Annotated in this window: 23 protein-coding genes; 6 read left to right on the top strand and 17 right to left on the bottom strand. The window is 57.1% G+C overall.

What is annotated here, in order from left to right:
* Positions 1 to 59: 59 nt before the first annotated feature.
* Genes livF through livK form a run of 5 tightly spaced genes read right to left on the bottom strand, consistent with a single transcriptional unit; the run spans position 60 to position 4895 of the window.
* The gene (livF, locus tag ACDO57_RS21200) at positions 60 to 773 is read right to left on the bottom strand and encodes a high-affinity branched-chain amino acid ABC transporter ATP-binding protein LivF (RefSeq protein ID WP_008500102.1); all 714 of its coding nucleotides are present in this window, start codon (positions 771 to 773) and stop codon (positions 60 to 62) included.
* 1 nt (position 774) lies between these two features.
* Entirely contained in the window at positions 775 to 1542 is a 768-nt protein-coding gene (gene livG / locus ACDO57_RS21195) for a high-affinity branched-chain amino acid ABC transporter ATP-binding protein LivG (protein ID WP_024906698.1), read from the bottom strand.
* On the bottom strand, positions 1539 to 2816 hold the full coding sequence (locus tag ACDO57_RS21190) for a high-affinity branched-chain amino acid ABC transporter permease LivM (RefSeq protein ID WP_024906697.1): 1278 nt from the start codon (positions 2814 to 2816) through the stop codon (positions 1539 to 1541). The genes livG and ACDO57_RS21190 overlap by 4 nt, the downstream gene beginning before the upstream one ends.
* Positions 2813 to 3739, bottom strand: coding sequence for a high-affinity branched-chain amino acid ABC transporter permease LivH (gene livH / locus ACDO57_RS21185; protein WP_008500099.1), 927 nt, complete (start codon positions 3737 to 3739; stop codon positions 2813 to 2815). Before livH ends, ACDO57_RS21190 begins: the two co-directional genes overlap by 4 nt.
* A gap of 46 nt (positions 3740 to 3785) precedes the next feature.
* Complete coding sequence (gene livK / locus ACDO57_RS21180; RefSeq protein WP_024906696.1) at positions 3786 to 4895, bottom strand: high-affinity branched-chain amino acid ABC transporter substrate-binding protein LivK; 1110 nt, start codon at positions 4893 to 4895, stop codon at positions 3786 to 3788.
* 424 nt (positions 4896 to 5319) lie between these two features.
* On the opposite strand from livK, the gene panM reads away from it, so the two are divergent.
* Positions 5320 to 5709 (top strand): aspartate 1-decarboxylase autocleavage activator PanM, encoded by a 390-nt coding sequence (gene panM / locus ACDO57_RS21175; RefSeq protein WP_024906695.1) that lies wholly within the window; start codon positions 5320 to 5322, stop codon positions 5707 to 5709.
* Between the two features lie 109 nt (positions 5710 to 5818).
* On the opposite strand, the gene livJ is transcribed toward panM, so the two are convergent.
* From livJ to ftsY, 6 genes are all read right to left on the bottom strand, one after another.
* Complete coding sequence (livJ, locus tag ACDO57_RS21170; protein WP_024906694.1) at positions 5819 to 6919, bottom strand: branched chain amino acid ABC transporter substrate-binding protein LivJ; 1101 nt, start codon at positions 6917 to 6919, stop codon at positions 5819 to 5821.
* Positions 6920 to 7116: 197 nt separating this feature from the next.
* Positions 7117 to 8382: a 4-aminobutyrate--2-oxoglutarate transaminase gene (locus tag ACDO57_RS21165; protein WP_370884563.1), complete on the bottom strand. Its 1266-nt coding sequence runs from the start codon at positions 8380 to 8382 to the stop codon at positions 7117 to 7119.
* 136 nt (positions 8383 to 8518) lie between these two features.
* Positions 8519 to 9376, bottom strand: a complete 858-nt coding sequence (rpoH, locus tag ACDO57_RS21160; RefSeq protein ID WP_024906692.1) for an RNA polymerase sigma factor RpoH — start codon at positions 9374 to 9376, stop codon at positions 8519 to 8521.
* Positions 9377 to 9627: 251 nt separating this feature from the next.
* Positions 9628 to 10683 carry a permease-like cell division protein FtsX gene (gene ftsX / locus ACDO57_RS21155; RefSeq protein WP_024906691.1) on the bottom strand — a complete coding sequence of 352 codons (1056 nt, stop codon included), beginning with the start codon at positions 10681 to 10683 and terminating at the stop codon, positions 9628 to 9630.
* Positions 10670 to 11341 (bottom strand): cell division ATP-binding protein FtsE, encoded by a 672-nt coding sequence (gene ftsE / locus ACDO57_RS21150; RefSeq protein WP_023310016.1) that lies wholly within the window; start codon positions 11339 to 11341, stop codon positions 10670 to 10672. The genes ftsX and ftsE overlap by 14 nt, the downstream gene beginning before the upstream one ends.
* A gap of 2 nt (positions 11342 to 11343) precedes the next feature.
* Positions 11344 to 12804 carry a signal recognition particle-docking protein FtsY gene (gene ftsY / locus ACDO57_RS21145; protein WP_148770054.1) on the bottom strand — a complete coding sequence of 487 codons (1461 nt, stop codon included), beginning with the start codon at positions 12802 to 12804 and terminating at the stop codon, positions 11344 to 11346.
* 127 nt (positions 12805 to 12931) lie between these two features.
* Here ftsY and rsmD point away from each other — a divergent pair, with 127 nt between their 5' ends.
* Positions 12932 to 13534 carry a 16S rRNA (guanine(966)-N(2))-methyltransferase gene (gene rsmD / locus ACDO57_RS21140; protein ID WP_024906689.1) on the top strand — a complete coding sequence of 201 codons (603 nt, stop codon included), beginning with the start codon at positions 12932 to 12934 and terminating at the stop codon, positions 13532 to 13534.
* Positions 13518 to 13799 (top strand): DUF1145 family protein, encoded by a 282-nt coding sequence (locus tag ACDO57_RS21135; protein ID WP_010436509.1) that lies wholly within the window; start codon positions 13518 to 13520, stop codon positions 13797 to 13799. The genes rsmD and ACDO57_RS21135 overlap by 17 nt, the downstream gene beginning before the upstream one ends.
* 60 nt (positions 13800 to 13859) lie before the next feature.
* Here ACDO57_RS21135 and ACDO57_RS21130 read toward each other — a convergent pair whose 3' ends face one another.
* Positions 13860 to 14216 carry a DUF2500 domain-containing protein gene (locus tag ACDO57_RS21130; protein ID WP_370884562.1) on the bottom strand — a complete coding sequence of 119 codons (357 nt, stop codon included), beginning with the start codon at positions 14214 to 14216 and terminating at the stop codon, positions 13860 to 13862.
* 129 nt (positions 14217 to 14345) lie between these two features.
* Between ACDO57_RS21130 and ACDO57_RS21125 the strand changes: the two genes are divergently transcribed.
* Together ACDO57_RS21125 and zntA are read left to right on the top strand one after the other, a co-directional pair.
* Complete coding sequence (locus ACDO57_RS21125) at positions 14346 to 14972, top strand: lysoplasmalogenase (protein ID WP_024906687.1); 627 nt, start codon at positions 14346 to 14348, stop codon at positions 14970 to 14972.
* Positions 14973 to 15048: 76 nt separating this feature from the next.
* Positions 15049 to 17220: a Zn(II)/Cd(II)/Pb(II) translocating P-type ATPase ZntA gene (gene zntA / locus ACDO57_RS21120; protein ID WP_370884561.1), complete on the top strand. Its 2172-nt coding sequence runs from the start codon at positions 15049 to 15051 to the stop codon at positions 17218 to 17220.
* An 89-nt stretch (positions 17221 to 17309) separates the two neighbouring features.
* On the opposite strand, the gene ubiA is transcribed toward zntA, so the two are convergent.
* From ubiA to malK, 5 genes are all read right to left on the bottom strand, one after another.
* Positions 17310 to 18179 carry a 4-hydroxybenzoate octaprenyltransferase gene (gene ubiA / locus ACDO57_RS21115; RefSeq protein ID WP_370884560.1) on the bottom strand — a complete coding sequence of 290 codons (870 nt, stop codon included), beginning with the start codon at positions 18177 to 18179 and terminating at the stop codon, positions 17310 to 17312.
* 12 nt (positions 18180 to 18191) lie between these two features.
* Positions 18192 to 18689, bottom strand: coding sequence for a chorismate lyase (ubiC, locus tag ACDO57_RS21110; RefSeq protein ID WP_370884559.1), 498 nt, complete (start codon positions 18687 to 18689; stop codon positions 18192 to 18194).
* 180 nt (positions 18690 to 18869) lie between these two features.
* Positions 18870 to 19823 carry a maltose operon protein MalM gene (gene malM / locus ACDO57_RS21105; RefSeq protein WP_024906683.1) on the bottom strand — a complete coding sequence of 318 codons (954 nt, stop codon included), beginning with the start codon at positions 19821 to 19823 and terminating at the stop codon, positions 18870 to 18872.
* 112 nt (positions 19824 to 19935) lie between these two features.
* Positions 19936 to 21291 (bottom strand): maltoporin, encoded by a 1356-nt coding sequence (locus tag ACDO57_RS21100; RefSeq protein WP_024906682.1) that lies wholly within the window; start codon positions 21289 to 21291, stop codon positions 19936 to 19938.
* A gap of 71 nt (positions 21292 to 21362) precedes the next feature.
* Positions 21363 to 22472, bottom strand: a complete 1110-nt coding sequence (gene malK, locus ACDO57_RS21095; RefSeq protein WP_032650555.1) for a maltose/maltodextrin ABC transporter ATP-binding protein MalK — start codon at positions 22470 to 22472, stop codon at positions 21363 to 21365.
* 370 nt (positions 22473 to 22842) lie between these two features.
* On the opposite strand from malK, the gene malE reads away from it, so the two are divergent.
* The gene (gene malE / locus ACDO57_RS21090) at positions 22843 to 24033 is read left to right on the top strand and encodes a maltose/maltodextrin ABC transporter substrate-binding protein MalE (RefSeq protein ID WP_370884558.1); all 1191 of its coding nucleotides are present in this window, start codon (positions 22843 to 22845) and stop codon (positions 24031 to 24033) included.
* The last annotated feature ends 73 nt before the right edge of the window (positions 24034 to 24106 follow it).

Genomic DNA, 24106 nt, shown 5'->3' with positions numbered 1-24106 from the left:
CCACAGGGAGAGGGAGAAAACACTAAAAAAGGCAACTTGCGTTGCCTTTTTGCTTTTACCTATCCGCCCAGATACGCGCTCCGCACCGCTTCGTTCGCCAGCAGCGCGTCGCCGGTGTCTTCCAGCACTACGCGGCCGTTCTCCAGCACGTAGCCACGGTCAGCCAGCTTCAGCGCCTGGTTGGCGTTCTGCTCGACGAGGAAGATGGTCATCCCCTCTTTGCGCAGCTGCTCAATGGTGTCGAAAATCTGCTGGATGATGATCGGCGCCAGACCGAGCGACGGCTCGTCCAGCAGCAGCAGACGCGGCTGGCTCATCAGCGCGCGGCCTATCGCCAGCATCTGCTGTTCACCGCCGGACATGGTGCCCGCACGCTGAATGCGGCGCTCCCACAGGCGCGGGAAGAGTTCGTACACCCACTTGATGCGGGTCTGGTATTCATCGCGGTGAGCAAAGAAGCCGCCCATTGCCAGGTTCTCTTCCACCGTCATGCGGGAGAAGACCCGGCGCCCTTCCGGAACAATCGCCACCGCTTCACGCATGATTCTGGCGGTCTGCCAGTCGGTAATGTCTTTACCATCAAACACGATCCGCCCGCTGGTGGCGCGCGGGTCGCCGCACAGGGTGCCGAGCAGCGTAGTTTTACCCGCGCCGTTGGCGCCAATCAGGGTCACGATTTCACCCTGATTGATATGCAGGCTGACGTCGTGCAGCGCCTGGATCTTGCCGTAGTGCGCGTTGACCTTGTCGAACGTTAACATCGCTTTTTCCATCTTATGCCTCACCCAGGTATGCGCGGATCACGTCCGGGTTGTTGCGGATCTCTTCCGGCGTGCCGTTTGCCAGCGGCGTACCCTGGTTAACCACGTAGATACGGTCCGAAATGCCCATCACCAGCTTCATGTCGTGCTCGATCAGCAGAATGGTAGTGTCGTGGTGATCGCGCAGTTCGGCAATCAGCTCGTCCAGCTCTTTGGTCTCTTTCGGGTTGAGCCCTGCCGCCGGTTCGTCGAGCATCAGGATCTCCGGCTGGGTCACCATGCAGCGCACAATCTCCAGACGACGCTGGTCGCCGTAGGCCAGGTTGCTCGCCTGACGGTTGGCGTGCTGCAGCAGGCCAATTCGGTCGAGCCAGGTCGCCGCGCGGTCAAGCGCTTCATCCTGCGCGCGGCGGAAGGCCGGGGTTTTCAGCAGGCCGGAGAACAGCCCGGTTTTCAGCTGCTGATGCTGAGCGACCAGCAGGTTCTCAATCACCGTCATCTCGCGGAACAGACGCACGTGCTGGAAGGTACGCACCACGCCCATGCGGGCAATCTGCTGGCCCGGCAGCCCTTCAAGATGCTTGTCGCGCAGCATGATGGTGCCGCCCGTCGGCTTGTAGAAGCCGGTCAGGCAGTTAAAGACCGTGGTTTTCCCCGCGCCGTTCGGGCCAATCAGGGAGACAATCTCTTTCTTGTGCAGATCCAGTGACACATTGTTGACCGCCAGCAGGCCGCCAAAACGCATCATCAGACCGTTAACGGATAATAATGGCTGACTCATGCCTGCTCTCCTTTCGCCTGAGTGCGTTTCAGCTTCAGCTGTGGACGAGTCATCGGCAGCAAGCCCTGCGGACGCCAGATCATCATCAGCACCATCAAACCACCCAGCATCAGCATGCTGTATTCGTTAAAGTCGCGCATCAGCTCGCGCGAGACCACCAGCAGGATGGCCGCGAGGATAACGGCGAACTGCGAGCCCATACCGCCGAGCACCACAATCGCCAGCACAAAGGCGGACTCGGCAAAGGTGAACGATTCCGGGCTCACAAAGCCCTGACGGGCGGCAAACAGCGTTCCGGCGAAACCGGCAAACGCGGCGCTGATGGTGAACGCGGTCAGCTTGATGCGGGTCGGGTTCAGGCCCAGGGAGCGGCAGGCGATCTCATCTTCACGCAGCGCTTCCCACGCGCGGCCCAGCGGCATGCGCAGCAGACGGTTAATCACGAACAGGGTAATGACCACCAGCAGCAGCGCCACCAGATAGAGCCAGATTACACGGTCGGACGGGTCATACTTCACGCCGAAGAAGTTACTGAAGGTGTCCCAGCCGCCTTCGCGGGCGGTACGGCTGAACTCCAGGCCGAAGAAGGTTGGTTTCGGGATCTGGCTGATGCCGTTCGGGCCGCCGGTCACTTCGGTGTTGTTAAGCAGCAGGATACGGACGATTTCGCCGAAGCCTAAGGTCACAATCGCCAGGTAGTCACCGCGCAGGCGCAATACCGGGAAGCCAAGCAGAAAGCCCGCAGCGGCAGAGACCAGCCCCGCCAGCGGCAGGCAGGTCCAGAAGCCGAGGCCGTAATAGTGGTTCAGCAGCGCGAAGGTGTAGGCGCCGATGGCGTAGAAGCCGCCGTAGCCCAGCACCAGCAGGCCAGAGAGCCCCACCACCACGTTCAGACCGAGACCGAGAATCACGTAGATCATGGTCAGGGTAGCGATATCCACGGTGCCGCGAGACACCACAAACGGCCACGCCACGGCGGCTACCAGCAGCGCCACGAGGAACAGCTTCTGCTTCACGGTAGACCCGTCGATGGCCGGCAGAACGAATTTCGGCCCGGAGACGTTTTTCAGCGATTTCTGGAACAGCGGACGCAGCAGCTGGAACAGGAACACCACGGCGGTGCCGATAAATACCCACTGCCAGCGGATGTCGGGGGCGGTATCCACCACCAGCTTCGTGCCGTCCAGACCTAACTGGACGCCCATAAAGACGCCCGCCAGCACGAAGAACATGGCGGCAGAGAGCAGCGCCATTGCAAAATGCATCGGTTTCATACTTTCTCTACCTCCGGACGGCCCAGAATACCGGTAGGCATCACCAGCAGAACCAGAATCAGCAGGGCAAACGACACCACGTCTTTATATTCCGTGCTCAGATACGCCGAGGAGAGCGCCTCCGCCACGCCCAGGATCAGGCCGCCAATCATGGCACCCGGAATACTGCCGATACCGCCCAATACCGCCGCGGTGAAGGCTTTCATCCCGGCCATAAAGCCGATGTACGGGTTGATCACGCCGTAGAACTGGCCGAGCAGGACACCCGCCACCGCCGCCATCGCGGCGCCAATCACGAAGGTCAGGGCAATCACGCGGTCGGTGTTGATGCCGAGCAGGCTCGCCATCTTCAGATCTTCTGCACACGCGCGGCAGGCGCGTCCCATCCGCGAGTAGCGGATGAACAGCGTCAGGGCGAGCATCGCAATAAAGGTCACGACCCAGATAACCAGCTGCATGGTGGTGATAGAAGCCGCGAAGTTTTCGCTGGCCCCCACAATCCACTGGCCGTTAAACAGGCTTGGCAGCGCCACGTCGCGCGAGCCTTCGGTCAGGCTGACGTAGTTTTGCAGGAAGATCGACATCCCGATGGCGGAAATCAGCGCAATCAGACGCTTGGAGCTGCGCACCGGCCGATAGGCCACGCGCTCAATGCTCCAGCCGTAGGCGCTGGCAATCACAATCGCGCCGACAAACCCGGCGGCGACCAGCAGCCAGCTGCTGTCGATGCCCATCATCATCAGGGCAGCAATAATCATAAAGGAGACGTAGCTACCGATCATGTAGACCTCGCCGTGGGCGAAGTTGATCATGCCGATAATGCCGTAAACCATCGTATAGCCGATGGCGATCAGCGCGTAGGTGCTTCCCAGCGTAACGCCGTTAAACATCTGCTGCAGGAAATAGAGAAACTGCTCGGACATATGCAAACCTTTTTATACCCGCCCGGCGGTCCGGGCGGTGGGATAATTATTTGGCGGCCGAGGACGAACCGTCGGCGTGCCACTTAAAGACACCAAACTCAAATCCCTTCAGATCGCCTTTCTCATCCCAGTTCAGCGGCCCAATCACGGTGTTCGCCCCGTGTGCTTTTAAATCTTTCACCAGATCCAGCGGTTCTTTGCTGCCGGAGCGATCCAGCGCGGTGGCCAGAGACTGTACGGCTGCGTAGGTGATCCAGACGTACGGACCACTCGGATCTTTCTTCTGCGCCTTGAGCGCATCCACGATAGCCTTGTTGGCCGGATCCTGGTCATAGCGTTTTGGCATCGTCACCAGCATGCCTTCGGCTGAATCCCCCGCGATGTTTGACAGGGAGGCATTGCCCACGCCCTCTGGCCCCATAAACTGGGTTTTCAGACCGGTGGCACGCGCCTGACGCAGCATCTGTCCCATCTCCGGGTAGTAGCCGCCGTAGTAAACGAAGTCGATATTCTCTTTTTGCAGACGGGCGATCAGCGCGGAGAAGTCTTTCTCACCGGCGGTAATGCCGTCGAAGAAGACGATGTTCGCGCCGCCTTTTTTCAGGCCGTCCTGAACGGAGCGCGCCAGGCCTTCGCCGTACTGCTGCTTGTCATGAATAATGGCGATACGCTGCGGCTTAACGGTTTCAAGGATGTATTTGGCGGCGGTGGGCCCCTGAGAGGAGTCCAAACCGGCGGTACGCATAATGTGCTGATAACCGCGCTGGGTCAGCTCAGGGTTAGTTGCGCCAGGGGTGATCATCAGGATGCCTTCGTCTTCGTAGATATCAGACGCAGGCTGGGTGGAGGATGAACACAGGTGGCCGATCACATACTGGATGCCATCGTTGACGATTTTGTTGGCGACCGCGACGGCCTGTTTCGGATCGCAGGCGTCGTCATATTCCACGCCCACCAGCTTGTCGCCTTTGATGCCGCCCTTAGCGTTGATGTCTTTGATGGCCTGGCGCGCACCGTTGAACTCCATGTCACCCCACTGGGCAACAGGGCCGGACATCGCACCCACTACCGCAACTTTAATGTCCTCCGCCATAGCGGCATGCGAGATCGACAGTGCGACCATCCCCGCGATTAACGTCTTCGCGTTCCTTTTCATCTCTGAATCCCCATTCGTGATGTCGTGTTTATATTTTGTTTTATTATGGTTAAAAAGCATTCTGTACTTTTAATGAACAACGCTATTTTTACCAGTGCCTTTAATGGTTTAGCGCAGGTTTTTGTCAAAAACCAGACTAAAATCTCTATTTTTCAGGCGATTAAGCAAAGATAATATTCTGAAATCAGGCAGAGATAAACAAATAAAAGTGCAGTTTGCAGCATAAAATAACGGTACAAAGCGCCGAATAAATCACTACCCTTCAGGTTAAAATTCTGCTTATTTTTCGATCCATGTGTTTTCAAACTGCCCATCGCGTTGCCAAAAAACTAATCACCTGGTTAATGAGAATAAAAAGAGGAAGCCGCTGAGTGAATAAATTGAGTACACTGCCCCTACTCAATCTGATTTGGACAAGTAGCTAATGAAACTGACTATCGTGCGTCTGGTGACCTTTAGCGACCAGGATCATATCGACCTGGGCAAGATCTGGCCGGAATATTCCCCTTCGTCGCTACGCGTGGATGAGACCCACCGCATATATGCCGCGCGTTTTAACGAGCGCCTGCTGGCTGCGGTTCGCGTCACCCTGAGCGGTACAGAAGGGGCGCTGGACTCGCTGCGCGTACGTGACGTCACCCGTCGTCGCGGTGTGGGACAGTATTTAATTGAAGAAGTGATCCGCGAAAACCCGAGCGTGACCTCATGGTGGATGGCTGACGTCGGCGTGGAAGACCGCGGCGTGATGGCGGCGTTTATGCAGGCGTTAGGGTTTACGGCGCAGGAGAGCGGCTGGGAGAAGCGTTTGGGGTGAATTGTGCGGGGTGATGCGTGCGGTGCGGCCTGATGCCCTCACCCCGGCCCTCTCCCACAGGGAGAGGGTGCAAACACTAAAATGGCAACCTTACGGTTGCCATTTGCGTTTATTTGGCGTCAGTAGCAGTCCCGTTAGCATGCCAGTCAAACACGCCGAACTCGAAGCCCTTCAGGTCGCCCTTCGCGTCCCAGGAGAGTGGCCCCATGACGGTCTGGACCGTGTTCGCTTTCAGCCAGGTGGCAATCTCAGCCGGTTCGGCTGACTGGTTCAGGCCCGCCTGCAGAGACTGCAGCGCCGCATAGGTGGTCCAGACGAACGCGCCGCTTGGATCCTGTTTCTTCGCCTTGATGGCATCTACGATAGGCTTGTTCGCTGGCACCTGGTCGTAGTTCTTCGGTTTAGTCACCAGTAGACCTTCGGCTGATTCACCTGCAATGTTAGACAGGGAAACGTTCGCCACGCCTTCCGGGCCCATAAACTGTGTTTTCAGGCCCGCAGCGCGCGCCTGGCGCAGGATCTGCCCCATTTCCGGGTGGTAGCCACCGTAGTAAACGAAATCAATATTCTCTTTCTTCAGACGCGCCACCAGGGTGGAGAAGTCTTTCTCACCGGCGGTGATCCCGTCGAAGAACACCACGTCAGCATTGGCTTTCTTGAGGTTGTCCTGCACTGAACGCGCCAGACCTTCACCGTACTGCTGCTTGTCATGAACGATGGCAATGCGCTTCGGCTTCACTTTTTCAACGATGTATTTCGCCGCGGTTGGGCCCTGGTCAGAGTCCAGGCCGGTGGTGCGCAGGGTCAGCTTATAGCCGCGCGCGGTCAGCTCTGGCGCAGTCGCCGCCGGGGTGATCATCAGAATACCTTCGTCTTCGTAGATGTCAGACGCGGGCTGAGTAGAGGAAGAGCACAGGTGACCGATAACGTATTTGATCCCGTCGTTCACCACTTTGTTCGCGACCGCGACCGCTTGTTTCGGGTCACAGGCATCATCATATTTTACGATCTGCAGTTTTTCGCCCTTGATACCGCCCTTAGCATTAATGTCTGCAACCGCCTGCTCAGCGCCGGTAAATTCCTGGTCGCCGTACTGTGCTACCGGACCGGACATCGCGCCAACCACAGCCACTTTGATGTCTGCCTGTGCCATGGTGCTGAATGCCAACGCGATACATCCTGCCAGTAACGCTTTACCCTTCATGTTCATCCTGAGATTCCCCATTATTATGGTTATTACGATTGTTGTGATGTTGTTGTGCAGCGCTTTATGTCAGTTATAGGTGTGCTGTTCGCGCTTTTTCAGCATACTCTGCTAAAACATACCCGATTTTTATGATTTTGGAATAGCTAATTTGAAATGAATATATGCCAGGCCCGGCAGGGATTTTCGCCGGGCATATGGCTTTAACGTGTCAGCGAGGCGGAGATAATGTCCAGCGCTTTACGGAACTGCACTTCAGGGATCGTCAGCGGATAGAGGAAACGAATGACGTTGCCGTAGACGCCGCAGCTCAGAAGAAGCAGCCCTTCCTGCAACGCGCGCTCCTGCACCTGGCGGGTAAATTCCGGCGAAGGCTGGCCCGTTTGCGGTTCGTTAAACTCCACCGCCACCATTGAGCCCTGGGCGCGAATGTCCGCGATATACGGGCAGTGTTCCTTCGCTTTGTTCAGCACTTCCACCAGGTGATGGCCCAGATGCGCCGAGCGCGTGCAGAGATCTTCCTCATCAATCACGTCGAGCACGGCATGCGCCGCGGCAATCGCCAGCGGGTTTCCGGCGTAGGTACCGCCCAGCCCGCCCGGCGGGGGGGCATCCATCACCTCAGCCCGGCCCGACACCGCTGAGAGCGGCATCCCACCCGCCAGGCTTTTCGCCATGGTGATCAGATCCGGCTTCACGCAGTGATGTTCCATCGAGAACAGCTTGCCGGTACGGGCGAAGCCGCTTTGCACCTCGTCGGCAATCAGCAAAATGCCGTGGGTATCGCACAGGGCGCGCAGCGCCTGCATAAAATCGGCTGGCGCGATGTTGAAACCGCCCTCTCCCTGAACCGGTTCGAGAATAATGGCCGCGACCTGGTCGGGTGCGATATCTGCTTTAAAGATGCGTTCCAGGCTTTTCAACGCCTCAGCGGTGCTGACGCCGTGCAGTTCATTCGGATACTGCGCGTGATAAACCGAACCGGGGAACGGGCCAAAGCCGAGCTTGTACGGCGCAACTTTGCCGGTCAGCGCCATGGTCATAAAGGTGCGGCCGTGGAACGCGCCGCCGAAGGTGATAAGGCCGGGACGTTTGGTGTACGCCCGGGCAATTTTGACCGCGTTTTCAACCGCCTCTGCTCCCGTTGAAAAGAACGCCGTTTTGGCAGGGCCTTCAACGGGCACGCGTTCGTTGATACGTTCGGCAAGCGCCACATAGCCTTCATACGGCACGATCTGGTACGCCGTATGGGTAAAGGCGTGGAGTTGTTTTTCGATGGCGGAAATGACTTTGGGATGGCGATGGCCGGTATTCAGCACCGCGATACCGGCGGCGAAGTCGATGTACTCGTTGCCCTCGACGTCCCACACCGTGGCGTTTTCAGCTTTATCGGCATAGAAGTTACACATCACGCCGATGCCGCGCGGCGTCGCCTGTAAACGCCGGTCGTTCAGTTCGTTGTTTTTCACCCTGTCCCCCTGAGAAAGTCGCCTGCTTAGCGCATCAGTAAGTGTTTGCCAGGGGGAGGGAATTCGCCAGAGCGGGCGCTAAAAAAACAAAACCCCCGAATTTGCATTCGAGGGTTCTCGGTGTACTTCGCGGAAATTACGCTTCGATAGCGGCGCGAAGTTTTTTCATGGCGTTCTTTTCAAGCTGACGGACACGTTCCGCAGAGACGCCGTAGCGGTCGGCCAGCTCCTGCAGCGTGGACTTGTTGTCTTCGTCCAGCCAGCGGGCGCGGATAATATCCTGGCTACGTTCGTCGAGGCCTTCCATCGCATGGGTCAGCTTGTTCGCGGCCTGATCTTCCCAGTTATCCTCTTCGATGCCATCAGCAAAGTTAGAGGTTTTATCCTGCAGATACAGAACCGGTGCCATCGGCTGGCTGTCAGATGCGTCGTCGTCTGAGGACATATCAAAGGTCATGTCCTGCGCGGCCATACGGGATTCCATCTCACGCACGTCTTTGCTGGTTACGCCCAGCTCGCGCGCCACCATTTCCACTTCATCCTGATTGAACCAGCCCAGACGCTGCTTGGTTTTACGCAGGTTAAAGAACAGTTTGCGCTGCGCTTTTGTCGTGGCGACTTTCACGATACGCCAGTTGCGCAGCACGTATTCGTGAATTTCTGCTTTGATCCAGTGCACGGCGAAGGAGACCAGTCGCACACCCACTTCCGGGTTAAAGCGACGTACAGCCTTCATCAGACCGATGTTACCTTCCTGAATCAAGTCCGCCTGCGGCAGGCCGTAGCCCGCATAATTACGAGCAACGTGAACAACAAAGCGCAGGTGAGACAGGATCAGCGTCTTAGCTGCTTCCAGATCGCCCTGGTAATGCAGCTTTTCAGCAAGCTCCTTTTCTTCCTCGGCCGTTAACATCGGCCAGGTGTTCGCAGCCCGGATATAAGATTCCAGGTTACCAACAGGGGCTAAAGCTAAAGTTTGCATTTCTTTGGTCATTCATTCCTCTCAATGTTTCTTCTGGTCCAGGTCGTCCCCGTCAGGCAACAACCATGCCAAAGCGTTTGAGCAACGAGATTAGCATTCACTCTTTTATCAGACAGTGATTTTATCCACAAGTTCCAGGTGCAACGGTGAATAAATTACGCACAAAATGTGACATGGAGATGATAACAGGGGAAGAGACAACAGGGACGCTTTCCCTGCAGAGCGAACATCTCGGTGCAGGGAAAGATTATATCACGCTTTTATTAGTCGGGAGTAAAGTGACGTAAATGTTGAACGGTTGCCAGCCAGGCTGCCACCCACCCAATCATCGAGCACACCAGCAGCAGTAACAGGCACTCATCGAAACCTAAGCCGCTGATATTAAACTTCGTTCCGAAAACCTGCGCCACTTCAGTCACGGCCGACGAAAGCCGCATCACCAAAATTTCTGACAATATCAGTGAAAGAAATGCGCCGGAAAAACCGAGCAGTGCACCACCGTAAAGGAACGGTCGGAGGATGAAGCCATCCGTCGCACCAATCAGTTTCTGCACGTTGATGGTATCGCGACGAGCAAAGATGCTCAGGCGAACGCTGTTACCAATGACGAGGAAGACCGCCGCCACCATCAGCACGCCAATCATCGCCGCGACGCGTCCTACCAGCCCGGTCAGGGCTGAGAGACGCGCAAACCAGCTGTCATCCATGCGCACTTCATCAATGCCCTTAATGCGCGTGATGCGATCGCGCAGCGTGTTAAGCGAATCGGTCCCCTGGAAATCCAGCTTCGGGATCACCACCGCCACGGCGGGCAGCGGGTTCTCTTCGAGCATATCCAGCGCGCCGCCAAAGCCCGACCAGTTACGGAACTCGCCCAGCGCGTCTTCACGTGAGAGATAGTTGACCTTCTCCACGCCCTGCTCGGCCTGGATTTGCCCAACCACCTGCGCCGCGGCGTTATCGTCGAGCGCTTTATCCAGATAGACCGTGATCTGCGGGGACGGATAATACTGTGATGCCGCCTGGTTGACGTTTTTATAGACCATATAGCAGACGCTTGGCAGCGTCAGGGAGATGGCAATCACCATCACCGTCAGGAACGTCGCCAGCGGTTTGCTTTTCAGGTCCTGCAGCGCGCCGTGGAAAGCGTAGCGTACCTGTTCGTTAAACACGTTGGTTTTACGGGAGGCCGGTTTTGTCGCGGCCTTCTGGCGCTTCGGCGCATTACGATTGCCGTCACCACCGCCCTGCGGCTTACGGAAACGGTCAAACCGGTTCCCGAACTGCCGAATCTGGTTTATTGCATCACGCTTGTTCACCGTGCCCTCCGTGCAAATGCCCGTCGCTCAGGGTCAGCATGCGGTACGAACGACGGGAAATGAGCCCGATATCGTGCGTCGCCATCAATACGGTGACCCCTACGCGGTTGAATTCCTCAAACAGACGCAAAATCCCTTCTGACAGGGCATCGTCCAGGTTACCGGTCGGTTCATCCGCCAGCAGCACGGCAGGCTTGTTCACCACCGCGCGGGCGATGCCCACGCGCTGCTGTTCACCGCCGGAGAGCTGGATCGGGAAGTTCTTCGCTTTGTCCAGCAGCCCGACCTTATCCAGCGCCGCAGAGACGCGACGGCGGATATCGTCATAGCTGGCGCCGGCAATAATCAGCGGAATGGCCACGTTATCGAAAACGGTGCGATCCATCAGCAGGTGGTGATCCTGGAAAATCATGCCGATCTGACGACGCAGGAACGGCACTTCGCGGTTTTTCAGGCGGCTGATCTCATGCCCGCCGAAAAAGATTTTCCCGGCGCTTGGCCGCTCGATCCCACAGATAAGCTTGAGCAGGGTACTTTTCCCCGCGCCGGAATGGCCGGTCAGGAATGCCATCTCGCCCGGCTGCAGGTGGAATGTCACCCCCTGCAGCGCTTGTCTCCCACCGAGATAGGCCTTGCTGACGTGTTCAAAGCGAATCATTGTTAGTCCTCTCGGGCAAATAATGCCTCAATAAAGTCGTCCGCCTTAAACGGACGCAAATCCTCAATACGCTCGCCCACACCGATGTAACGGATAGGAATGCCGAACTGGTCGGCCACGGAGAAGATCACCCCGCCTTTCGCGGTGCCGTCCAGCTTGGTCAGCGCGATCCCCGTCAGTCCTACCGCTTCAGTGAACAGCTTCGCCTGACTGATGGCGTTCTGTCCGGTGCTGGCGTCAATGGTCAGCATAATTTCATGCGGTGCGTCTTCGTCCAGCTTCTTCATGACGCGAACGATTTTCTTCAACTCTTCCATCAGGTGCGATTTGTTCTGCAAACGCCCTGCGGTATCGGCAATCAGCACGTCCACGTTGCGCGCCTTCGCCGCCTGAATGGCGTCGAAGATCACGGACGCGGAATCCGCGCCGGTATGCTGGGCAATCACCGGAATGTTGTTGCGCTGACCCCAAACCTGCAGCTGCTCAACCGCCGCCGCACGGAAGGTGTCGCCCGCCGCCAGCATCACCGATTTGCCCTGCTGCTCGAACTGACGCGCCAGCTTGCCGATGGTGGTGGTTTTACCTACGCCGTTCACGCCGACCATCAGAATAACAAATGGCGTTTTGCCTTCAATATTAAGCGGTTCGTCAACTTTTGCGAGAATTTCACCCATCTCGTCTTTCAGCAGGCCGTACAGCGCTTCGGCGTCGCGCAGCTGTTTGCGGCTCGCCCCTTCGGTCAGGTTGGCGATGATCTTACGGGTGGTTTCCACGCCGACGTCCGCAATCAGCAGCTGTTCTTCCAGCTCTTCAAAGAGATCGTCGTCGATCTTCTTGCCGCGGAACAGACTGATAAATCCGGAACCTAAGTTTTCTTTGGTTTTGAGCAGACTGCGCTTCAGGCGGGCGAAGAAACCTTCTTTGGTCGGTTTTTCCTGCTCCTGAACGATCTCTTCTTCCGGTTCTTCTTCCACCGGCACCACGATGACCGCTTCTTCAGCGGCTTCCGCCGCCAGCGCCTGGGCTTCAAGCTCTTCGTCGGTCAGTTCTGGCTCTAGTGCCGCTTCTTCTTCCACCGCCTCAACAATTTCAACGGTTTCCGCTTCGGCCTGCCACTCTTCGGCAGACACCTCTTCGGCTTTCACCTCTTCCGGCAGCGGCAGCTCTTCATGCTCGATAACGGCCTGCGGCGCTTCGGTAATGTCATCAACGACAACCGGTTCTGGCTTCTCGCTCTCCTGAACCTGTTCCGTGACCTCAACCACCTCTTCTGCAAAGGATTCAACCTCTTCTTTGCTGTGCGCCGTTTCTTCCGCGTCGACTACCGCGGCGGTTTCTACAGGCGTTTCAGGCGGTGACTGCTCTTCAACGGCTTGTTGCTCTTCGGTTTTCTGTTCTGTTTCTTGCTCTTTTTCACCGAAGCCCAGCCAGGAAAAGAAGCCACGTTTTTTTTGTTTTGCCATCTGCGACTACACTCCTCGCGGCGCTATATACATGGAAGCTAAAAAAATGATGAAATAGTCTAACACTTTACTTAATTGACATCACCGCCCGCAATCGCAGGCCAATTGTTAACAGAGCTTTCCTGAGATGAAGAAACCCAACCGCGCCCCGGCCGGTCAAATTCGTATTATCGGCGGTCAGTGGCGAGGCCGGAAATTACCGGTGCCGGACAGCCCCGGTTTACGCCCTACTACCGACCGCGTGCGCGAGACGCTGTTTAACTGGCTGGCCCCGTCAATGGTAGACGCCCACTGCCTGGACTGCTTCGCAGGAAGCGGCGCGCTCGGTCTGGAAGCGCTGTCGCGCTATGCCGCCAGCGCCACGCTGCTGGAGATGGAGCGCGGCGTGGCGCAGACGCTGCAGCAAAATCTGGCGACGCTGAAGGCGGGCAACGCCAAAGTCGTGAACACCAACACGCTGAGTTTTCTTGCGCAGAAAGGCACGCCGCATAACGTGGTGTTTGTCGACCCGCCGTTCCGTAAGGGGTTGCTGGAGGAGACGCTATCCCTGCTGGAGCAAAACGGCTGGCTGGCGGATGACGCGCTAATTTACGTTGAAAGCGAAGTGGAAAACGGTTTACCGCCGGTTCCCGCTCACTGGGATCTGCACCGTGAAAAAGTCGCGGGTCAGGTTGCTTATCGTCTTTATCACCGTCAGGCACAAGGAGGATCCGATGCCGGTACTGATTAACCTGGGACGTTTGCTGATGCTGGGCGTCTGGGCGTTTTTGATTCTGAATCTGGTGCACCCGTTCCCGCGCCCGATGAACATTTTCGTTAACGTGGCGCTGATTTTCACCTCGTTCATGCACGCCCTGCAGATGGTGATGCTGAAAAACGGTCTGCCGAAAGACGGCCCGCAGATGACGGGCTGGCAGCAGCTGCGCGTGTTTATTTTCGGCGTGTTTGAGCTGCTGGTGTGGATGAAGAAGTTTAAGGCGCAGGTGAAGAAGTAAGGCGCGGCCTGATGCCCTCACCCTACCCCTCTCCCACAGGGAGAGGGAACCGTTCGTGCATTATTCCGTACTGAACCCTTCAAATCGCGACCCTTTGTAGCTCAGCGTTCCTTTCTCTCCCACCGTCAGCTGATGGTACTGCTGCGCCTCCAGGCGGAAGGTCATCTCCAGGCCGCCCGTTTCCGGCTTAAAGCTCACTTCATAGCGCATTGTTGTGCCCGCAGGCGTCACCTGCTGCTGGCGTGAGCGGCGGTCATTGAGCGGTTTCTCGCGTTTGTTCGTCACCACCACGCGCTTTTGCATCAGGGGTGCGGCATCGTTATCCGCCTTCTCGCGGCGCTGCTGCACGAAGCGGAACGAGGCGGCAATGACGATAATCGCCACCACGATAATGAAAAACAGCGGCATCTTGCTCATTCTACAATCCCATCAGATTATGCGGAATTCAGGATACCCTGCCTTCCCCGCCATTGCCAAACGCCCGCCCGCGTCACTACACTGGATCAGAAACTGATTATTCAGACTTAACAGATACAGGGAGTTAATATGCTTTGGTCATTTATCGCTGTCTGTTTTTCCGCATGGCTTTATGTCGATGCGTCGTACCGCGGTCCCACCTGGCAGCGCTGGTTGTTTAAACCGGTCACGCTGTTGCTCCTGCTGCTGCTGGCCTGGCAAGCGCCGATGTTCAACGCCGTCAGCTATCTGGTGCTCGCCGGGCTGTGTGCGTCCCTGATAGGCGATGCGCTGACTCTGCTCCCCCGTCAGCGCCTGCTCTATGCCGTCGGCGCGTTCTTCCTGTCGCATCTGCTTTACACCATCTACTTTGCCAGCCAGATGACGCTCTCCTTCTTCTGGCCGCTGCCGCTGGTGCTGCTGGTGATTGGCGCGCTGCTGATCGCGGTGATCTGGTCACGTCTGGAAGAGATGCGTTTGCCGGTCTGCACGTTTATCGCCATGACCCTGGTAATGGTGTGGCTGGCGGGCGAGCTGTGGTTCTTCCGTCCGACCGCTCCGGCGATGTCCGCGTTCTTCGGTGCCGCGCTGCTGCTGATCGGGAATGTCGTCTGGCTGGGCAGCCACTATCGTCGCCGCTTCCGTGCGGATAACGCGATTGCCGCCGCCTGCTACTTTGCCGGGCACTTCCTGATCGTGCGTTCGCTGTATATTTAAATAAGTCTTGACTCTGGAGTCGACTCCAGAGTGTATGCTGCGGTTAATGAGAAAATTATCATTACCGGAGACTGCCATGTCGACTCCAGAAACATCTAAAAAAGTTCCACAATTCTCGGCACTTAAGCTCAGCCCGGTTCCGCCGAAAGACGACTGCTGCTGCGAAGGCGCGTGTGAAACGCAAACTCAACCCCTTCCGGAAAGCGGAAATCACTACAGCTGGGTCGTTAACGGCATGGACTGCGCCGCCTGTGCGCGCAAAGTGGAAAACGCCGTCAAACAAGTGCCGGGCGTGAGTCACGTTCAGGTGCTGTTCGCCACTGAAAAGCTGCTGGTCAGCGCCGATAACGACGTCAGCAAACAGGTGGAAGCCGCCGTCAGCAAGGCGGGCTATACCCTGCGTAGCGAAACGGCGCCCGCTGAAAAAGCCTCTTCCCTGAAAGAAAACCTGCCGCTCATTACCCTCATCATCATGATGGCCCTGAGCTGGGGGCTGGAACAGTTCAACCACCCGTTCGGCAACCTGGCGTTTATCGCCACCACGCTGGTCGGGCTGTTCCCGATTGCCCGTCAGGCGCTGCGCCTGATGAAAAGCGGCAGCTGGTTTGCCATCGAAACGCTGATGAGCGTGGCGGCTATCGGCGCGCTGTTTATTGGCGCAACGGCAGAAGCGGCGATGGTGCTGCTGCTGTTCTTAATCGGTGAACGCCTTGAGGGCTGGGCAGCCAGCCGGGCGCGTAAAGGGGTCAGCGCGCTGATGGCGCTGAAGCCGGAAACCGCCACGCGCGTGGTAAACGGCACGCGTGAAACGGTCGCCATCAATAAGCTGCGCCCGGGCGACGTGATTGAAGTCGCGGCAGGCGGACGCTTGCCTGCAGACGGCGCGCTGCTTACCGCCACCGCGAGCTTCGATGAAAGCGCCCTGACCGGCGAGTCCATTCCGGTTGAACGTGAGGCGGGTGAAAAAGTGCCTGCGGGTGCCACCAGCGTCGACCGTCTGGTACAGCTCACCGTGCTTTCCGAGCCGGGCGACAGCGCCATCGACCGTATCCTGAAGCTGATTGAAGAGGCCGAAGAGCGCCGCGCGCCGGTCGAACGCTTTATTGACCGCTTCAGCCGGATCTACACGCCCGCCATTATGCTGGTGGCCCTGCTGGTTACCGTCGTCCCACCGCTGTTCTTTGGCGCGCCTTGGGAGGGCTGGATTTATAAAGGGCTGACGCTATTGCTGATCGGCTGTCCGTGCGCGCTGGTGATTTCCACCCCGGCGGCGATTACCTCCGGGCTGGCGGCTGCGGCGCGGCGCGGGGCGCTGATTAAGGGCGGCGCGGCGCTGGAGCAGCTGAGCCAGGTTCAGCAAATCGCGTTCGATAAAACCGGTACGCTGACCGTGGGCAAACCGCAGGTGACCGGCGTATATCCGCAGGATATCGGTAAAGATGAACTGCTTACGCTGGCCGCCGCCGTTGAGCAGGGTTCCACTCACCCGCTGGCGCAGGCGATCGTGCGTGAAGCGCAGTCGCGCGGGCTGAACATCCCTCCGGCAACCGCCCAGCGGGCGCTGGTCGGGTCAGGGATTGAGGCCACCGTTGACGGTAAAAAGGTACTGATTGTCGCGGCTGGCAAGTCTTCTACTCCAGAGGTGGAGGCGTTAGAACAGGCCGGACAAACTGTTGTGAGCGTGATGCAGGACGGCGTCGCAAAAGGGATGCTGGCGATGCGCGACACCCTCCGCGATGACGCAAAAGAAGCTGTGGTGGCGCTACATCAGCTGGGCGTGCAGGGGGTGATTCTCACCGGCGATAACCCTCGCGCGGCGGCAGCAATTGCGGGTGAGCTGGGGCTGGCGTTTAAAGCCGGATTGTTGCCTGCGGATAAGGTCAGCGCGGTAACGGAGCTGAACGCTCGCGCACCGCTGGCGATGGTCGGTGACGGGATTAACGATGCTCCGGCGATGAAAGCGTCCACCATTGGTATTGCGATGGGCAGCGGGACCGACGTGGCGCTGGAAACGGCTGACGCGGCATTGACCCACAACCGCCTGACCGGGCTGGCGCAGATGATCGATCTTGCGCGCGCGACGCGGGCCAATATCCGTCAGAACATCGGCATCGCGCTGGGGTTGAAGGGGATTTTCCTGGTGACCACGCTGCTGGGCATGACCGGGCTGTGGCTGGCAGTACTGGCGGATACCGGGGCAACGGTGCTGGTGACGGCGAACGCGCTCAGGCTGTTGCGTCGCCGGTAAAAAAACGCCCGGTGGCGCTGACGCTTACCGGGCCTACATATCCTGCTAAATAGTAGGCCGGGTAAGGCGAAGCCGCCACCCGGCTTTTTTTATATGAAGTAGCTCATCGCCAGGCCTAAAAACAGCACCAGACCGACGTAATTATTGTTCATAAACGCTTTGAAGCAGGCGTCGCGTTCGCGCTTCGCAATCAGCTTTTGCTGGTACGCAAACAGCAGTCCCGCCACCAGCACGGACCAGTAGAACTCCCAGTTCAGCCCGTTCAGACGACCAATCGCCACCATCAGCGCCAGTACCGCAACCTGCAGGATACCGATGATCAGCTTGTCCTGACGGCCAAAGAGGATGGCGGTTGATTTGATGCCAATTTTCAGGTCATCGTCGCGGTCAACCATCGCGTACTGGGTGTCATACGCCACGGCCCAGAGAATGTTCACCAGGAACATTAGCCAGCAGCTGAGCGGTAAGGACTCACTAACCGCCGCAAACGCCATCGGAATCGACCAGCCAAACGCCGCCCCCAGCACCACCTGCGGCAGATGGGTGTAGCGCTTCATAAACGGATACACCCAGGCCAGGGCCAGCGCCGCAACGGAAAGCAGGATGGTCATGGTGTTGAGGGTTAGCACCAGCAGGAAAGAGAGCAGCACCAGAACAATAAACAGCACGCGGGCTTCTTTCCCGGTGACCTGTCCGCTGGGTAACGGACGACCGGCAGTACGCTTAACATGACCGTCGAATTTACGATCGGCATAGTCATTCACCACGCAGCCCGCCGCGCGCATCAGCCAGACGCCGGCTACGAACACGCCAAGGATCCACAGCGGCGGCACGCCCGGCGTGGCGAGCCACAGCGCCCAGAGGGTCGGCCACAGCAACAGCAACGCGCCAATGGGTTTATCGGTACGCATTAAGCGGTGATACGCCAGCAGCTTATTCTGCGTCAGGCTCCACTCCATTTTTTCTTCCTCTTAGTACAACGGTGATGCCGGTAAAAAAAGCTCCGTCAGAATTAACGGTTTACCGCTCAGGCGAAGGCGGGAACGACGCCCCCAGAGTTCGGCATCACGACCAATCTCAATAAAATCCCGGGTAAGCTCAGACGAGGTGAAAAGGTAACGCCCCAGCGGCGTTTTCCCCAGACGTTGCAGCGCCAGTTCTGGACCGGAAAGGGTGGACTCGGGCACCACCGTCCGCCCGGCAAGCCACGGCTCGCCATCGGCACAAAGTAAAATTTCACGCAGCCAGTAACGTGGCTCTTGCGGCAGCAGCGGCAGCTCGCTGGCAATCTCATCGCCAGAGACAAACCCTTCCTGAATCAGGGTCACCGTAACCGTTTTACCCTGCTGCTCAAAACGTTTCGTCATGGAATCTTCCAGCAGCAACCAGTCCAGTTGCTGCGGTTCAAGCGCAGGTATTTGGTCGAAATAGCGCAGCGCACGCAGTTGCGTTAGCGCAGGGTTTGACATGCCAGACTCTCCGATACATAACGTAATGGCATTGTATCGCAGAAACACGGATTGAGGGGGGCCAAACGTTATTTAACGATCACGATCGCAACAAGAGTGCAACAGCCCGGCGGAGACGAAAAAAAGTGCGCCCACTCAGGCGCACCAAACAACTAACAAATCAGCACTGCGGGGAAACGGTTACCCCTTGCCTTTTACACTGCTGATAAAGGTGGAACGGGCAGTGGTTGAACCTAAACGTTCGGCTTCATCAAGCAGTTTCAGCGCTTTATCGACATCGCCGCGCTTCACCGCCTGCTTAATGGCGTTGTTGAAGTATTCTTCGGTGTCGTTCAGTACCGGCTCCGCTTTCTTCGTCGGGGCCGGTGCTGCGGTCGCTACCGGTGCGGCTGCCGTGGCAGCTGGCGCGGTATAGGCAGGCGCAGCGGTGTTGCCTACGGTGACAGGTCCGGTACCGGAGGAGCCAAACAGCGGGCCGACCAGGACGCTGGACGCACTATTGGTAGACACTTTCAGCTTCACAAGACCGTCAGTGGTGTGGCGGGCGATTGGGTCCGGGATATCCGGCACGGCGTTACCTACGCCTTTGGCATAGGCCTTAGCGGGATCAAGCAGCGTAGTGGTTTGCTGCAAATCTTTTTCCGTGGTGAAGACGAGTACATAAATTTTCTGCTGACCCAGCGCAGGCGTCAGGCGCATTACCCCTTCGAGGCGGTCTGCGCTCATGACACCAGGCTCCTGATAGGTAAAGTATTCGCTAGGGAAGAACGCAGAAGGCGTCATGTTCTGGTCAAGAATGAGCACGTTCGGTGCAAAAACGCTGGTCTGCTTGTTAACTTCACTTGTGAGCGTCAACGTCAGTTCGCCAATGTTTGCAGGCACACTGTATGCAACCACCGGACCACTGATGCCCGGAACATTAAGTGGTTGCCCCCCCGTCGAGAGCTGGGTCGTTTGGGCTTTAGATTGATCGACAGGCGTCCAGACCAGCTGTTGCAACGCAGCGGCCGGAATGGCCGGCGCGGATGTTGTGTTTTGCGGAACGAAATTCACATTAGCGAGCGTTACTGCTGGCGCGCTTGCCAGCAGCCCTGCGGATAAACAAAGAGCAAGGAGAGTTTTGTTCATTTTCATTGTTATCACCTCAAAATGCACAGGTCAGCGGTAGCCAGGCAATAGCGCGCCGTCCCAAGGATTGAGGGGCTTGCGCCCCTCAGTTTGGTCATTACGTCAGGTTAAGACGGGATTACCACCAGATTTCCATCTGGGCGCCGAAGGACCACTCATCGCTGTCACCACGGCTAGTGGTGGTGAAGCCGGAGTTATTGTCGGCTGCGTATTTCAGGACCTTATCGCCGTTTTTGATGTAACCCCAGTTCTCATCCCACTTGGCATAAGTTGCAAAGATACGCAGCGCCGGACGAGACCAAATGCTGTCACCAGCCTGCCACTGTTGTGCCAGGGTAATTTTGTACTGATTGTTACGATCGCCAGTCTGCTGAGACTTGACGTTGTCGTAACCGACTTCAAGCAGGGTACTCATGATTGGCGTCCACTTGTACATTGGACGAACGCCCACGGTCCACCAGTCGGTACCCAGGTCGTTATCAAGATCCAGTTTCTGGTACATACCGACGTACATCAGATCCCATTTATCGCCGAGGGAGATGGCACCGTGATCCAGCACGCGCCACAGCTTACCGTTGTTGTTGATGTAGTCATCAACATAGTGGGTGACCGAGCCATCGTCATTTTTAATATCGAAGGTCGAACCGTAGGAACCTTGTGAAAGGCCTTTACCCTGAGTGGTCATCGCATCCGTTGCATACTGAACAACGAACTTGTTATAGCCCTTCAGCATGCTCTGGGTGTGTTCAGCGGTGAACATCCAGCCGTCTTTCGACGCGCCGTCTGCATAGCTGTAACCATCAGTTTTATTGGAACGTCCATAGTCGACGCCCAGTTCCAGAGTACCGTTCGGGTTGGTCTCCAGCCCCGCCAGACGCATGTCAAACACGTCGTTCGCCGTATCTTTCGATTTGTCATAGATATTCTGGCTGCTAAAGGTGTAGGAACCACCCGCTTCCTGAGAACGGGTCGCTGCCAGAGACAGTTTACCGAAGCCCAGATCGACGTTTTCGATACCCGCACCAGGACCAGAAATATCCCAGTAGTAGAAGTCGATCATGTGGACGTCATGACGCTGATAGAAGCGCTTACCGGCCCAGATAGTCGAACCTGGCAGCCATTCAATCAGGTTTTTTCCCTGCACGTTGGCTTCACGGAACGCCGGGTTAGTGGCTTCCCAGTCGTTCTGCTGCCCCACGGAGTATGCTACGTTGGTGTCGAAGTAGAAGCTCTTATCACCTTCTTTCCATACTTCCTGGCCCAGCTTCAGTTCCGCATAGGTTTCACATTCGTTACCCAGACGGTATTTACTTTGAGCACCGGTTGCCTGGAAGCACTGTTGTTCGCCGCCACTCCCCGTCCAGCCGATACCGGAACGAGCATAACCATGGAAATCCACGGCCATTGCCTGAGCAGACATTACGCCCGCTGCGACGGCAACTGCCAGAGGAAGTTTGCGCAGAGTAATCATCATTCTATCTCCTGAGATCATTGCTTTTCTTTGAACACTTCACCTGTCGGTTTCGTGTCTTCTTTTGGGATTGCTTAAACGCCTGGCTCTTTGTGCAACCGACGACATGCAGTGCCATCCTCACGGAACAGATGGCAACGCTCTGGCGGCAAGCCGATAGCGAATCTGGCACCCTCTTCTACCAACACCACGTCGTTCTGGCGGTAGACCAGGTTCTGACGGATGGCGGGGATCTGGATATGAATCTGTGTTTCGTGACCAAGCTGTTCGACGACCTGAACGTCACCTTCCAGGGTCACATCGGCGATGTGGCTCGGCAGCAGGTGCTCAGGACGAATACCGAGGGACATGTTTGCCCCGACCTGTACGTTGGCGCTGTCGACCGGCAGCCAGACCTGCTGGCGGTTTGGCAGCTCCACCTGTACCTGTTCAATCGCGGTCGCGGTCACTTTGACGGGCAGGAAGTTCATCTTTGGCGAGCCAATAAAGCCCGCAACAAAGCGGTCTGCCGGGTAGTGATACAGCTCCAGCGGTTTGCCCACCTGCGCCACGCGACCGGCATCCAGCACCACGATTTTGTCGGCGAGGGTCATCGCTTCGACCTGATCGTGGGTGACGTAAATCATCGTGCGGCCAAGACGCTTGTGCAGACGGGAGATTTCGATACGCATCTGGACGCGCAGGGCGGCATCCAGGTTAGAGAGAGGTTCATCAAGCAGGAACACGCGCGGTTCGGCCACCAGGGTACGGCCAATCGCCACACGCTGACGCTGGCCACCGGAGAGCGCTTTCGGCTTACGCTCCAGCAGGTGCGCCAGCTGTAACACTTCCGCCACCTGCGTCACGCGCTGGTTAATAACCTCTTTCTTCGCGCCGGCCAGCTTCAGGCCAAAGGACATGTTCTCGGCAACGGAAAGATGGGGATAGAGAGCATAAGACTGGAACACCATACCGACGCCACGTTCGGCAGGTGGGATGTCGTTCATTCGGGTATCACCGATCAGCAGGTCGCCGCTGGTGATGGTTTCAAGACCGGCAATCATACGCAGCAGAGTAGATTTACCACAGCCTGATGGGCCAACAAACACCACGAATTCGCCTTCGTTGATGTCCAGATTGATGTCTTTCGACACCACAACGTCACCCCAGGCTTTCGTTACATTACGCAGCTGTACGCTCGCCATGCCCTTCTCCCTTCGTTACAACCTGTCACCGACAGAAACATTCAAGATAAGTTCACTATGGGGTATCCATTACTTTCCCGAATCCTCCACCCCCCGCCTTTTTTATGGGGGAGGAGGCGGGAGGATGAGGGAGCAGGCTCTGCGACCGCTGCGGGAGGGCTGAGGCAAAATTCGTGAAGCCGCCTGCAAAATTCGGTGGGTTTTTATGTGCGCCAGCACTCATAACTTAAATTTATGCAACGGAGATCACACAAACCGGGGGTGGGGCGTAGGGGTTGGGAGGATGGAAAGAGGATGTCAAATAAGGAGACTGAGACACGTTGAACCACTGAAGTCATACCACGAGACATCACCAAAAAGGATGGCAGCTATGAATATCAAGACTGGCGCACGCGTTTTCGCATTGTCCGCCCTCGCAGCAATGATGATTTCCGCACCGGCGCTCGCCAAAATTGAAGAAGGCAAACTGGTTATCTGGATTAACGGCGACAAGGGCTATAACGGCCTGGCCGAAGTGGGCAAAAAATTCGAGAAAGATACCGGCATCAAAGTGACCGTAGAGCACCCGGACAAACTGGAAGAGAAATTCCCGCAGGTTGCGGCAACCGGCGATGGCCCGGACATCATCTTCTGGGCGCATGACCGTTTCGGGGGTTACGCGCAGTCTGGCCTGCTGGCTGAAGTGACGCCAGACAAAGCCTTCCAGGACAAACTGTTCCCGTTCACCTGGGACGCCGTTCGCTATAACGGCAAGCTGATCGCTTACCCAATCGCGGTTGAAGCCCTGTCTCTGATTTACAACAAAGACCTGGTCCCTAACCCGCCGAAGACCTGGGAAGAGATCCCGAAACTGGATAAAGAGCTGAAGGCGAAAGGTAAATCCGCCCTGATGTTCAACCTGCAAGAGCCGTACTTCACCTGGCCGCTGATTGCTGCCGACGGCGGTTACGCGTTCAAGTTTGAAAACGGCAAGTATGACGTGAAAGACGTGGGCGTGGACAACGCGGGCGCGAAAGCGGGTCTGACCTTCCTGGTTGACCTGATCAAGAACAAACACATGAACGCGGATACCGATTACTCCATCGCGGAAGCGGCGTTCAACAAAGGCGAAACCGCGATGACCATCAACGGTCCGTGGGCCTGGACCAACATCGATAAGAGCAAAATCAACTACGGCGTGACGCTGCTGCCAACCTTCAAAGGCAAGCCGTCTAAACCGTTCGTTGGCGTGCTGAGCGCAGGCATCAACGCTGCCAGCCCGAACAAAGAGCTGGCGAAAGAGTTCCTGGAAAACTACCTGCTGACCGATCAGGGTCTGGATGAAGTGAACAAGGACAAACCGCTGGGCGCCGTCGCGCTGAAATCCTTCCAGGATCATCTGGCGAAAGACCCACGTATCGCGGCCACCATGTATAACGCCCAGAAAGGCGAAATCATGCCGAACATCCCACAGATGGCCGCATTCTGGTACGCCACCCGTACCGCGGTTATCAACGCTGCAAGCGGTCGTCAGACTGTCGATGCCGCGCTGAAAGATGCTCAGGGTCGTATTACTAAGTAAGCAGAAAAACGGCGGGTGGCGCGTGCGCTTACCCGCCCTACGACTACGGCACGATCCGTAGGTCAGGTAAGCG

The organism is Enterobacter cloacae complex sp. 2015409, from assembly GCF_041365315.1.
Lineage (GTDB): Bacteria > Pseudomonadota > Gammaproteobacteria > Enterobacterales > Enterobacteriaceae > Enterobacter > Enterobacter pseudoroggenkampii.
The sequence above is the reverse complement of the archived record's forward strand: the minus strand, read 5'-3'. Positions and strand labels throughout refer to the sequence as shown.